This is a genomic window from Streptomyces sp. NPDC037401 (assembly GCF_055602345.1).
The window spans coordinates 1-12,607 of the sequence record NZ_JBVJWO010000067.1; the positions used below are offsets into that span (position 1 = coordinate 1).

General features: G+C 69.7%; 9 protein-coding genes and 3 pseudogenes. 5 read left to right on the forward strand and 7 right to left on the reverse strand.

Going from position 1 to position 12,607, the window contains the following annotated elements:
• Window positions 1-32: 32 nt before the first annotated feature.
• The 4 genes and pseudogenes from ACZ7H1_RS36805 to ACZ7H1_RS36820 form a co-directional block, all read right to left on the reverse strand.
• Entirely contained in the window at window positions 33-287 is a 255-nt protein-coding gene (locus ACZ7H1_RS36805; protein ID WP_470792803.1) for a CorA family divalent cation transporter, read from the reverse strand.
• A 16-nt stretch (window positions 288-303) separates the two neighbouring features.
• Window positions 304-726, reverse strand: coding sequence for a TipAS antibiotic-recognition domain-containing protein (locus tag ACZ7H1_RS36810; RefSeq protein WP_470792791.1), 423 nt, complete (start codon window positions 724-726; stop codon window positions 304-306).
• A gap of 342 nt (window positions 727-1,068) precedes the next feature.
• Window positions 1,069-1,927: pseudogene (locus ACZ7H1_RS36815) on the reverse strand (IS5 family transposase).
• 45 nt (window positions 1,928-1,972) lie between these two features.
• Window positions 1,973-3,202 (reverse strand): GNAT family N-acetyltransferase, encoded by a 1,230-nt coding sequence (locus tag ACZ7H1_RS36820; protein ID WP_470792793.1) that lies wholly within the window; start codon window positions 3,200-3,202, stop codon window positions 1,973-1,975.
• Between the two features lie 331 nt (window positions 3,203-3,533).
• Here ACZ7H1_RS36820 and ACZ7H1_RS36825 point away from each other — a divergent pair.
• Window positions 3,534-3,887, forward strand: a pseudogene (locus ACZ7H1_RS36825) (cation efflux transmembrane domain-containing protein); the annotation flags it as partial.
• Between the two features lie 379 nt (window positions 3,888-4,266).
• On the opposite strand, the gene ACZ7H1_RS36830 reads toward ACZ7H1_RS36825, so the two are convergent.
• Together ACZ7H1_RS36830 and ACZ7H1_RS36835 are read right to left on the reverse strand one after the other, a co-directional pair.
• Window positions 4,267-4,893, reverse strand: coding sequence for a hypothetical protein (locus ACZ7H1_RS36830; protein WP_470792795.1), 627 nt, complete (start codon window positions 4,891-4,893; stop codon window positions 4,267-4,269).
• Complete coding sequence (locus tag ACZ7H1_RS36835; protein WP_470792796.1) at window positions 4,887-6,398, reverse strand: hypothetical protein; 1,512 nt, start codon at window positions 6,396-6,398, stop codon at window positions 4,887-4,889. Before ACZ7H1_RS36835 ends, ACZ7H1_RS36830 begins: the two co-directional genes overlap by 7 nt.
• A gap of 522 nt (window positions 6,399-6,920) precedes the next feature.
• On the opposite strand from ACZ7H1_RS36835, the gene ACZ7H1_RS36840 reads away from it, so the two are divergent.
• From ACZ7H1_RS36840 to ACZ7H1_RS36855, 4 genes and pseudogenes are all read left to right on the forward strand, one after another.
• On the forward strand, window positions 6,921-8,165 hold the full coding sequence (locus ACZ7H1_RS36840) for a sensor histidine kinase (RefSeq protein ID WP_470792797.1): 1,245 nt from the start codon (window positions 6,921-6,923) through the stop codon (window positions 8,163-8,165).
• Window positions 8,162-8,863: a response regulator gene (locus tag ACZ7H1_RS36845; protein WP_470792798.1), complete on the forward strand. Its 702-nt coding sequence runs from the start codon at window positions 8,162-8,164 to the stop codon at window positions 8,861-8,863. The genes ACZ7H1_RS36840 and ACZ7H1_RS36845 overlap by 4 nt, the downstream gene beginning before the upstream one ends.
• A 236-nt stretch (window positions 8,864-9,099) precedes the next feature.
• The gene (locus ACZ7H1_RS36850) at window positions 9,100-10,314 is read left to right on the forward strand and encodes an alpha/beta hydrolase (protein ID WP_470792800.1); all 1,215 of its coding nucleotides are present in this window, start codon (window positions 9,100-9,102) and stop codon (window positions 10,312-10,314) included.
• Window positions 10,315-10,426: 112 nt separating this feature from the next.
• Window positions 10,427-10,597, forward strand: a pseudogene (locus tag ACZ7H1_RS36855) (IS5/IS1182 family transposase); the annotation flags it as partial.
• A 166-nt stretch (window positions 10,598-10,763) separates the two neighbouring features.
• On the opposite strand, the gene ACZ7H1_RS36860 reads toward ACZ7H1_RS36855, so the two are convergent.
• Window positions 10,764-12,152, reverse strand: coding sequence for a pentapeptide repeat-containing protein (locus ACZ7H1_RS36860; protein WP_470792802.1), 1,389 nt, complete (start codon window positions 12,150-12,152; stop codon window positions 10,764-10,766).
• Window positions 12,153-12,607 lie beyond the last annotated feature (455 nt).

Genomic DNA, 12,607 nt, shown 5'->3' on the forward strand with positions numbered 1-12,607 from the left:
CAACGGGTCCAAGCTCAGCCATGACAGGCAACCTACCGACTCTCCGCCGTGGCGGGAGCATCAGGCCCCGACATCACGCTTTCAACCTCGGTAACGCCCACGGACAGCATGCCCGGGTAGCCGTAGCGCCAGGTGAACTCGGGCATGTGGTCGAAGTCCATCCCGCACACGCCGACGATCATCGTGGGGACGGAGATGAGGGCGGCCACGGCGCTGATCTTGCGCCTGTCGGCATTCGGCTGGACGCCGAGCTGGGCGATGCTCGCGTTGAGCATGCCCGTGACCAGTTCATCGAACCGCCGACTACGCCGAAGCCTCGGCCCCTGCGCTGGGGGCGAACCCGCTCCCCTGCTCGGCGAACACCTTGATCGCGGCGCCCAGGAACTCCACCATCCCGGGGTGGTAGGAGTCGTGGAACGCCCTCATGGCCTCGTCCTCGGCGTAGAAGAGCGACATGCCGACGTAGGCCTCCCTGGAGGGGGTGTAGAACCGGCAGACGATGTCGAAGTGCCTGCGGACGAGCTCCTGGATCTGCTGGTCCCCGGGCAGGGAGCCGCCGTCCAGGAAAGCCGTGATCTCCCGGTACAGGACGTCCCAGTCCTGGTGGACCCGCTCCCTGTCCACATGTTCCCAGTCGTTGGTCCCGGCAAGGCTCTTCGCCTGCTCCTCGGCCAACGACCGGCGACACTCGTCCTCGTAACTGTTCCCCACGGTACCGGTTCCCATCGTTTCGTCACCTCTCCGGTGGATCCCCGAGAGGCCACCGACATGTCGACATCGACCGGCCGTCGATGATCAACTGCCGGTCCAGGCCGAACGGTGACACACAGCAACCGGGTCGGCAAACCATTTCTTGACCCTCCGGCGCTCCGTCCCGGTCAGCCGGCGGCGGAAAAGGCGCAGCTCGAACGGCGAGCCGTCGGAGCGGGGCGGGGCCGGGGCATAGGCGCGTGGCCGGCGGTGCGGGCGTCTATCGGCGGCCGCGTTCGGGCCACCGGAGTTTGACGGGTGCCCCGGCCTGGTGGGCGTAGGCGACGACGTTGGGCGTGCCGTGTCTAGGGTCCGTCTTCAAATTGATCTTGCCCAGAGTAGAAGTGATGCGAGTGTGACCGCTGCTTCGTAGGAGGGGGCGGTCTTCTCGTAGCGGGTGGCGATGCCGCGGAAGCCTTTGAGTTGGTTGAAGCAGCGTTCGATGGTGTTGCGGCGGCGGTAGGTCTCGCGGTCGAAGCCTGCGGGTCGGCCGCCTCGCCTGCCTCGGTTGCGGCGGTGCTGCTTCTGGTCGTTCTTTTCCGGGGTCGTGTGCCCGATACCGCGTCGCCGCAGGTAGGCGCGGAATCCGCGTGAGCTGTAGGCCTTGTCTGCAATCACGTGACCGGGTCGACGGCGGGGCCGACCCGAGCCGATGCGGGGTACTCGGACGCGTTCGAGCAGAGGCCTCGCGCAGACGCCGTCGTGGCGTTGTCCCGCGGTCAGCAGTATGGCCAGGGGCCGGCCGCGGCCGTCGCAGGCAAGATGGATCTTGGTGGTCAGGCCTCCTCGGGATCGACCGAGGGCGTGATCGTCCGGTTCGTCCGTCCGGTACTTCCCCCTTTTCGGCCGGTGGCGGCGGCGTGCTGATGGGCGCGGACGATGGTGGAGTCGGTCTGGACCAGCCAGTCGATGTCACCGGCGGCGTCGGCCCGGGCCTGGATCTGCCGCAGGGCCCGGGCGAACACACCGGCGATGGCGTAGCGGCGGAAGCGGGTGTAGACCGTCTTCCACGGGCCGTAACGTTCCGGAAGGTCACGCCAGGAAACCCCAGTCCGGATCTTGTAGACCATCCCGTTGATGACCCCGCGGTCCTCCGCCCGAGGCCGCCCTCTGTGGGCACTCGGTATCAGCGGAGCCAGTAACTCCACTCGGAGTCGGTCAGTTCATGACGACGAATCACGACACCATGATCCATCATCGAACGATCATTTGAAGACGGACCCTAGTACGGGAGGTAGTAGCTGAGTACGTCGGCGGTGAGTGGAGGGAAAAGCACCTGGAACAGCTCCTCGTCCGCGGAGTAGACGTCGGGGCGGATCCGGGTCAGCCCCTCCATTCCGTGCGGGCCGAACAGCAGGGCGGCCAAATGGTCGGGCGCCACCCCGGCGCCTTCCACAGCTCCCGGCGACTGTATCGGGCCGCCGGTGACGACCTCACCGAGCCCGTCGGCGAGAACGGGAATCCGGTAGTGGGCGCCGAAGGTGGAGATGACGATGTCCCGGCCCGTGCGGTCGATCCCGGCCGCGGTGAGGCGCTGCCAGAACAGCGGACGCAGCCTGTCGAACAGCGCTGCGACATCCGGGATGCGGATGTAGTACTGCTCCGCACTCCGGCGCGGCTCGTGCTCGATGAACTCCTCCCACGCATTGCCTGTCACGGTGCCTGCCCGATGGACGACCTGTGTCCGGTCGCCGGGTGCCAGGGCGGCAACGCCGCTCAGGAGGTCCCGTGCCGCCGCCTCGTCGCGTGCCGCCGCCTCGGCCAGGAGCATCTCCTCACCGGGAGGCGTGGTGCGCGCGGTGGCAATGACCGTGTCGGTTTGCTCGAGAACCCAGAGGTTGCTCGACTCGTGGTCCAGGAGCCATCGCCAGCGCGCCGCCGAGTGCGGCATGGTCACATCGAACCCGCTCTGCGCCGAGGCTTGCAGGGCAGCCATGGAGGGGATGTCCGAGGGCCGGGCGGCACGGAGCACGGCCGTTCCATCGCCAGGCGGCAAGGCGTTCACGTTCAGCGTCGGCGGTATGTCGATGGCGTACTCGTAGCCGAACAGCCGGTAGAAGTACGGGATTCCGATCATCGCCTGGACGAGGTGGCCACGGGCGGCAGAACGCTCGTGAGCCCAGTGCATCAGCGCCCTCACGAGCCCGCGTCCCTCGTATCCGCTGTCGGTGGCGACCAGTTCCACCTGGCCGGCGGGCAGACGGACGCCTCCGATGCACACCTCCTCGTCGAGGAGCGTCGCGGTGGACACGACCCGGTCGCCGTCGACGACCACGGCACAGGCGGACCAGCCCGCATCCGGGTCGCTGACAACCAGCCGGTGGTCGATGGCGTCGTCCGGCTCACCGCGCTCGGACAGGAGCGCGCCGATCTGCTCAAGATCTGCGGGCCTCGCTTGTCGCAGGGCGAGGCCGTCGGGCAGCGAAACAGCTCCGGAATAACTCTTGATCATGGTCACAGCCAGACAGTGGCATCGCCCGGCCTTCCCGTCCAACAAGTTTTTCGCAGCCCATCGCCAGCGCCGACGGGCACGGGGTGGTCAACTACGCCAGCTCACGTCTGCTCGCGGATCCGGCCGACGCCACCACGCCCACCAGCGCTTTCAGTAGCGCTCTGCACTGGGCGGCCGCACGGGACCGGGCACGACCTGGGCCGCGTCGTGGTGGACCTGGCGGTGATGCTCGCCGACGGAGGCTAGGCAATCCGAGGCCTGGCCGTACTGCGTGACCAGCGCGACGTGTTCGGCCCCGCCGCCTCCACCCCGACCGCGTGGCGAGTGTCGGCCGCGCATCTTCATCGCCGTCCTCTCCCTCGCGGTCATGCTCTTCCTGTCCGCCGCCCAACGCCGCACGGCCCGCGCACTCGGCTCCGCCGGCGCGGTCGCCGACCCCAAGCAGACCCTGCGGTGCTCATACCTGTCGGCCGTTCTGCTCGTCTGTCTCCTCAACGCCACCCTCGGCTGAGCCGGGGCCGACCCGATTGCCGCCCTCGTCATCTCAGCCATCGCCCTCAAGGAGGGCCGCGACGTCTGGCAGGGCAAGGACTGCTGCGCGCCGACTGCGCAGGCCGCCGCGCCAGACCCTGTTGAGATTGCGGGCGGATGCGGCTGCAAGTCGGGCTGTGACTGCTGCTCCTGAGTCCTTGGAGCTGTGGCGCATCGAGCCCCGGTCCGGCAGCCCCAGCAGTCTGCCGGCGGCCGGGCTGTACGGACAACGCCCGGCAGCACGAAGGCCCTGACCGCTCGGGGGATCAGGGCCGTCGTATGCCAAGCTGACGCGGCCCCGATGCCAGAGCGCGGAATCTGGGGCCGCGGACTGCAACGGCCCGACGTGGGGTCCAAACCGATGCACGCGTCGACCCGACCAACGGGGACGGCGGCGGGAAGGACACGGCCCAGTCTCTCCGACCACCACAGCCAGCATGATCGATCTCAGCGCCGACCACGGTTCCAGCGACACCGCGGCCGGATGAGGACACCGCGCTGGGGAAGATGGTCGTCAGGAAGCAGGCGGCGCCCTACGCGCTGCGGAACAGCGGTTTACCCTCCCTCAGCCGGCGGCAGACCCGCTGGTAGCTCGGGCGGCGGAGCTTCGGCGGTCGTCCCTGCCTGGCCCGCTTCGCACCGCCGTCGTACACCTGCGGGACGAAGATGTCACGGGCGGCCCGGAGTTGCTCCTTGGGTGGGAAGTAGGACTCCACCTCCACCTCCAGCTCGCCCGAGCGGTAGGAGGCGGACTTGTCGTGCAGCACCAGCGCCCGGGCGTGTACCGCGCCCTCCACCTCGAAGGTGTAGTCGTTGTAGTAGCCGTAGACGATGCCCTCGGCCCGCAGGTCGCCCGCGACGTACACCGAACCCCAGGAGACCAGGTCGCGCACCACCAGGTCGCCGAGCACCACCAGCATGCCTATGTCGGAGACGTAGTCGTCCAGGAAGCCGTGCACGATCAGGTCGCCGTCGACGACCAGCGCGATGTCGAGGTCGAGGTCCTCCGGAACCACCAGATCGCCCTGGTGGTGGTACCACGCGATGCTCGTGTCCTGGAGGTAGTCGGCCATGTTGGCCTGGGGGCCCAGCCGCTCGGCGACCGCGGAGGTGTCGGCGAGCCGGTCGAACCGGGCCCGCCAGGAGGACATGGTCAGCACGGGGTCTCCGTTCCGGCCCGGAGTGCCCGGACCTCCAGCATGGCGCGGGCCTGCGCGGCGTCCGAGGTGTCCGTGCCCGCTGCGATGGCGGCGAGCACGGGTTCGGGCAGGGCGGGATTCTTCAGCATGCCGTATTGGCGCACACCCGCCTCGGCCCAGGCCAGCAGGATCTCGACCGGGGTCGCCGGGTTCTTGGCGATGTCGTTGAGGAGGCCGGTGTCCTCGGCGCGGGCGGGATCGCGGACGAATTCGGCGAGCGCCTCCGGTGGGGTGTGACGGTTGGCGACGGCGCGGCGCAGGTAGTAGATCGGGCTGCGGGCCATGGCGGCGAGCACGTCGCCCAGCGGCTCGGTATGCCGGGCGTCGTCGATCGCCGCGAAGCTCTCGATTTCCGCCTTGCCCGACACCGTGCCCGCACAGTAGGTCAGCCCGAACTCGACCAGTAGGTCCGCCGGCCAGTTCGGCTGGTCCATCGCGTTCCCGGGATGGAAGTACGGCCACAGGTCCAGTGCGTGCAGTGCGCGCAGTGACTCGGGCGGGGTGGCGGGGTGTTCCAGTGCCGCATACGCGAGGCGCTGGACGTCCTGCTCCTGCTCGTGCGCGATGCTCTCGCTGTCACCGAACGAGCGCGTGATCGTGTCGACGAGCCGGGCGAGTGTCTCGGGCGGGGCCGTCGTGTTCTGGCTGATGGCGACGAGCACGGCCGGGCTCGGGTCGCCGGCCAGTTCGGTGAGCTGCCGGACGGGGGTGAACGCGTTGGCCGCCGCGGCGGCCCGGACGCACGGTTCGGGGTCGGCCGCGAGTCGGGCCAGCACGGCCGGGGTGCGGTTGTGGTACTGCTGGCCCATCAGCTCCCGGACGCGGGTGTCGGGGTCCCGCGCCAGGGCGTCGAGCAGCGGCGCGAGTTCTCCTGCTGAGCGCTTGCTGACGGCGTTGCGGCGCACCCCCGGGTCCGGGTCGGTGAGGTCCGCGTCGCCGGCGTGGCCGAGTGCGGCCACCACCCGACGGACCCGCGCGTCCGGGTCGGTGGCGAGGGCCCGCAAATGCTCCGGCCGGGCGTCGATCCGCCGGACCAGGGTCAGCCGGACTTCGGCGGAGGTATCGGTGACCAGCAGCGCGGCCACCTTGCGCGGGAGTTCCTCGCGTCCGGCCAGGGCCCGGCGCACCGCTGCCGATCGGTCCCGGGCCAGCGCTTTGAGCGCCGTCCTGGGGGTCGCGCGGTGCACCGCCACCACCCGGCGCACCGACTCCTCCGGGTGGGCGGCGAGCTCGGCCAGCCGCTCGGCCGAGGTGGCCGGGTGGGCGGCGAGCGCGCGCAGCACCCCGAACCAGGCTGGGCCGCCCGCGACGGCCCGAACGGCCACCTCCTCGGCCAGCTCGGCCGGCAGCCCTATCCGGGACGCCACGATCCGGGCCGGCCCCGGAGCCTGCGCTGCCAGCTCCTGCAGCCGTGACAGCGGTGTGGCCGGGCGCCACGCCTCCGCGACGTCGCCGTCGATGTCCATCCGCACCCTTTCTTGACGCGCCGCCCCGGGTGGGTGGCCCGGGCCGGGCGCCGGACTGCCCCGGGTGCGCCCGAAGGGTCGCATCCGGAGACGGGCATCGACGTCGCCGACCTGGGGAGGATCCTGACATGGGGCTCTGACAGCGCCTCACACGGTCCGCCCGGATGGTCAGACCGGGTGTTCACACAGCCGTCGGTGGCTCGTCGGCAGGCGTTGATCGGCTCCGGGGCGCCGGGCGGCAGCGCGGCGTCATGTCGTGGGCCTGCTCGACAAGCGTCTCGTCCCCCTGAAGAGCTACATCCAGATATGGCTCTCCAGCGGGATGCTGGCCAAGGGTCCGCTCCGTAGCGTCGTTTCAGGGTTCTCGGAATGGAAGGCGTCATGAACCAGTGAAACGATCCGTGCGGCTGCGTCGGGGGTTGCCGGCCACCTTCGTCACCGTGCCTCCGTGTGTCGGCACGGTCGCTGAGCGCCCGGATTCCGGACCGCACCGGGGTAGGTGCGATGTCCGATAATGAACACGTGCCCGAGACGACCGCTGCGATGGCAGACCTCCTCAGCCTTCGCATCCTGCGGGCTGACCTCATCACCATACGAAGCTGCCCCATGCCGCCGCTGTCCTGGCCCCGTTGGCTACGCTGGCTACCCCACAGCCTCGTGTGCCTCACAGCCGCTCTGACTGCCGCGGCGGCGGGCGCGACCGCCCCGATCCTGGCCATCGGGCACGCGGCCATGCTGGTGGTGGCCCTGCGCTGGCCGACGTCCGCCTGGTGGCTGTCGATGGCCTTCGTTACAGGTATCACGTTGGAGTATCCGCCCACCCACGACACTCAGATCTACGTGTGGATGGTGCACGCAGGGGTCCTCTTCCTTCTCGCGCTGCGGATGCGCTTGCTCTCGGCGATCACTGCGGCCGTACTCAGCGCCCTGCTGGCTGTTCTGCTGAAGCTGTCCGGCAGTTCCGTCGGCTCATGGAAGATGATCACCGGGGCCCTCGTGCTGTTCGCTCTGGCCGTGGTCATCGGAGCCGTGGTACGCGGCCGCCGCGAGGACCACGCACGCCTCACCGAGCAGATCGCCGCCACGGCCCGGGAACGGGCACTGCGCACGGTCCTGGAAGAGCGCACTCGGATCGCACGCGAGCTGCACGACGTCGTGGCCCATCACCTGTCACTCATCTCCATCCAAGCCGATGCCGCGCCCTATCGGGTCCAGGCTCCACCACCAGAGCTGGTCACTGAGCTGGCCTCGATCCGCGCCAACGCCCTGGAAGGACTGGCCGAACTGCGCCACATGCTGGGCCTGCTGCGGTCGAACGGCCCCGGCGACAGCACGACCGGCACCAGCCCGCAGCCCTCCCTGGCGCAGCTTGACGGGCTGCTCGGCAACGTACGCGCTGCCGGCCTTCCCGCGACCACCCGGATCGAGGGCACTGCCCGCCATCTGCCCCCGGGCGTGGAACTGTCGGCCTACCGCATCATCCAGGAAGCCCTCAGCAACGTTCTGCGCCATGCCCCCGGCGCCGAGACACACGTCGAACTCGTCTATGCACGCGATGCGTTGGGTCTGAGGGTCGTCAACGGGCCTGCCGCACTCCCCGCTGCCCCCTCGCCCGGGGCCGGGCACGGTGTCATCGGGATGCGGGAGCGCGTCGCCATGCTCGGCGGTGATTTGGCCATCGGCCCCACCCCCGACGGTGGCTACGAGGTCAGCGCGGCGCTGCCCGCCTGTATCGCGTCCGCCGCCGGCAAGGAGACCTGCGCATGACCATCCGTGTGCTCATCGCCGACGACCAGGCCATGGTCCGGGAAGCCTTCTCCGTCCTGCTCGGTGCCCAGCCCGACATCGAGGTCGTTGCCACCGCCGAGGACGGCACGCAGGCCGTCGCCCGGTCCGCGGAACTGGCACCCGACGTGATCGTGATGGACATCCGGATGCCCGGTCTGGACGGCATCGAGGCCACCCGCCAGATCACGTCGACGCCCGGAACATCGACGAAGATCCTCATCCTGACCACCTTCGACCTCGACGAGTACGTCTACGAGGCACTGCGCGCCGGGGCCTGCGGATTTCTGCTCAAGGACGCCTCCGGCGTCCAGCTCGCGGAAGCCGTAAGGGTAGTGGCCCGGGGCGAGGCTCTACTTGCACCCGACATCACCATGCGACTCATCGCCGAATTCTCCCGCGTGAGTCCTGGTGCCAAGCAGCCGACCGGCGTGCGCATCGATGCCCTCACCGACCGCGAGACCGAAGTTCTCGCACAGGTGGCACAGGGCCTCTCCAACGCGGAGATCGCCCAGGTGCTGGTCGTCGCAGAGGAGACGGTCAAGACGCACGTGGGCCGCATCCTGCGGAAGCTGCAGCTGCGCGATCGCACCCAGGCCGCCGTCTTCGCCTACGAGACCGGCCTGGTCGCCCCCGGCAACGCTGCCCGCAGGGCACCGTCGCTTCGGGCCGCCCCGTAGACCGGCGTGCCCATGCCGCTCCCAGCCTCTGGACGGTCCCGATCTGCGACGGCATGCGGTCATGCCTGCCGACAGCCGGAACGGCTCTTCGGGTGTCGGCGTAGCCCTGGAGAGCTACGCGGCAAGTTGGCCCCTCCGGGGGACGCAGATCACCGGCCCTGAAAGCGAACCTTGTGGCGTCCAGTCCGGGGGCACCGTCCGCCTCCTGCACCACGCCCACCCCAAGGAACGCAGCCATGTCCATAGCCCGACGCCCATCACCTGCCTCGCAGGCCACGCCTCCTGGCAAGACCAAGAGGTTCCTGAGTGTCGTCGCCGCTTCGATCGCCTCGATCTTGGCCTTCCTCACAGGCGCGATCATGCTGGGCGCATACGTTCCGGCCATCCCCAAGGCCGGCGTGATCGGCCCGGTCATCGGCGGACAGTACCCCTTCCACGTGGCGCTCCTCGCCCTGGCCGGCGCTGCCCTGGGAGCCCTGGCCTGGCGCAGCGGCCTGGTGCGCTGGGGGCGTGTCCTCACCGCGGTGACCGCTCTGTCGACCACCGCCGGTCTGGTCATTGGCAGCATTCAGTTCGTTGCCGCTCGCGACGCCGGTACGAAGATCTCCTTCAGCCAGGTCTTCGGCCAGCTCTCCTCCTCCGGGGGTGCCACGCCGGATACAACCCAGATTTATGCCACCCGTGACGGCGAGGCGCTCGAAGCGGATATATACCTGGCCGGGAAAGGCCGGGGGAACAAGGCGCCGGCCATAGTGCTCGCCCATGCCGGAGGCTTCCACACCTTCGACAAGAGCGACCTGCGTGGTACCGGCCGTTGGCTGGCGGACCACGGTGTGACCGTGATTGCGGTCGACTACAGGCTGGCCTCCCCCCACCGCCCCACGTGGGACAAGGCCCCGCACGACCTCATGACCGCCCTGGGCTGGGTGCAGCACCACGCCGACCAGTACGCCATCGACAGCTCCCGTATCTCGCTGGGTGGCATGTCGGCCGGCGGCACCCTCGCCATGAACACCGCCTACCGCCTTCAGAACGGCACCATGCAGGCCACCGACGGGACCACCCCGAAGCCGCCATTCTCGGTGGTCGGCTTCTACCCCGGCACCGACGTCACCACCATGTGGAAGGACGACGTCGCGGGCACCCGCGAGGCCGCAGAGCTGTTCACGGGCGGTACGCCTGCCCAATACCCCGAGCGCTACCGCGAAGTCTCCCCGACCGCCGACGTTCGGATGGGTCTGCAGCGCACACTGCTCGTCGTGGGAGACCGCGACCGTAGCTCCCGTCCCGAAGCCATCAAGGACTTCGGCGCCTCGCTCCGAGCCGAAGGCGTCGATATCAAGGTGGAGGAACTGCCTTTCGCCGAGCACGCGTTCGATGACGTCTACGGCAGCCTGACCTCACAGACCAGCCGCCAGATCCTCCTGGACTTCCTCAGCAAAGACGCGTAGCAGCGTCCTGCGGTCGCGGCGGTCATGCAGGTCCATTTTGTGCCGCCTCGGCCGCAAACGGGTCGTGCTCAACGCAGCGCAGTCAGCACCGAACCGGCACGGGGTGGGTGGCAAGGAGACGTTCGCGACCCTGATACTGCACCGGCGCCTGGTCCGTGACTACGAACACCGCCCGGCCTCCTCCACCCCACGCGTCTACTGGGCCATGACCCACGTCATGGCCCGTCGGCTCACCGACGCGAGCACGCTCACCTGGCGCGACCCGCAGGTGGTCGGCACGTGAATCTCAACCCACTCCTCTTGGCGTTCGTACCCCGGATGTAGTCGCGGGCCGGACGGGCTGGTGGAGGTATCCGTGGGGACGGACGGGACGTGGACGACGACACCAGCCCTCTGGTGACCAGTTCCGTATCGCCGTTGTGCGGTGCGTACAGGCCGGCCGCCGGGGGTCAGCGTTTGACGCGTCCTCGGATGGCGAGGGCGGCGAAGCCGAGGAGGACGGGTTCGGTCAGGCGCGAGGCCATTTCGGTGTAGGTGCCGATGGTGGTGAGGTTCTGGCCGGAGGAGCGGAAGACGACGGAGTTCAGGACCACGCGCAGGCTTTTCTCGAACCGCTTCGTCGTGACGCGTTCGTGGAGAGGGCCTGTGGGGTTGACGGGGGTGGGGGTGTCGGTGGTGAGCCGGACGTGCCGGCCGGTGACCGTGCCGGTCGATTCCGGCTTCGGATCGCCTGCCGGCAGACCCCACACCATCATCGCCACCACCGTCGACGTCATCGCCAGCAGCAGCCAGGCCAGAGCACGGGAAGCACGCAGCCCGTACCCGGACAACGCCCAGTACGCGGTGAGCAGACCGCGCTCCGCCCGGTTGCGCCGGGTCCGGGGTCCCAGACGGCGCATCTCCATCTCCGCGTAGTAGAAGTCCGCTGCACCGGGTTCGTCCTTGCCGTCCTCGAAGGCCTTGCGGAGCTGGCGGTAGAGCGCGGCCAGGGCCGGTGGTCCCGGCGGGCACACTGCAGGGCCTGATGGCGGCGGAGCAGGGGTCCAGCCGGAGCGCAGCCGCGACCGGTGTTCGGGCAGGGCCCGCCAGTGGTGTTCCTCGGCGAGGGTGAGGCGGTCGGTCCACCGCGGCGGGATGCCCCGGCGTACGTCGGTTCCCGGCGGGGTGCGGGCGAAGACCGTTTCGCCCTCCAGGCGGAGCTGGTCGAGGTGGAATGCTCCGAAGAACCGGCATCCGCTCAGGTCGGTGTTCGTCAGGACGAGGTGGGCGGCGTCGACTCCGCTGATCGAGCTGATCCGGACACCGGGGCCGCGCCGCCCGGTGGGGCTGCTGGTCAACGCCGTCTCGGGAAGCGACGGCCCGGATCCCAACGTGAAGGGGGCGGTGTGGGCGGTGACCGCGATCGGCTGCGTGATCACCGCGTCCGTCAGGTCCACTGCGGCGTACCGCAACCGCAGGGTTGCCGTCGAATCCCAACGTGTCCGCTCACAGGCCACTTCCGCAGCCGCGGCCTCGATCGTCACGGGCGCCACGAACACGGCACCCGAAAGGATCAGACGCCCCGAAAGCACCAAGGGTCCCAACCGAGCAAGAGAAGAGAACGTGGCGCCGTACAGGGACACGTCGGCGGAGAACGCGGCGCCATAGAACCAGGCGTGGGCGGCGAACGTGGCGTTGTCGAACCGGGCGTGGGCGGCGAACGTGGCGTCGTAGAACCAGGCGTGGGCGGCGAACGTGGCGCCGACGAACCGGACGTCCGCGAGGAACCTCGCGCCGTGGAACTGGGCGTCGGCGGAGAACGTAGTGCTGGAGAAGTGGGTGTCTGCGCAGAACCTCACACCGTAGAACCGGGCGTCGGCAGAAAACGTGACCTCTGTGAACCAGGCGGAGGCGGAGAACGTCGCATCGGGGAAGTGAGCGTCGGCGGAGAACGTCGCGCCGCGGAAGTGAGCGTCGGCGGAGAACGTGGAGCCGTCGAACTGGGCTGGGCCGAGGCGGGGGTGGCCGGTGGTGGGGTCGTGGACGGCGTTGAGAAGTTCGTCCAGCAGGGGGCTGGTGAAGGTGGTGCCGCGGTGGTCGATGCTGTCGCCGGGAGACAGGCCTGCCAGATAGCGGGCGCGCCCGGCGGGAGTCAGGTGTGCCAGGCAAAGCGACTCCCCGGGTATCGGCCGGCCGCGGCAGCCGACCGGGTCGACCAGGGTCGCGGGGGGGGGGGGGGGGGGGGGGGGGGGGGGGGGGGGGGGGGGGGGGGGGGGGGGGGGGGGGGGGGGGGGGGGGGGGGGGGGGGGGGGGG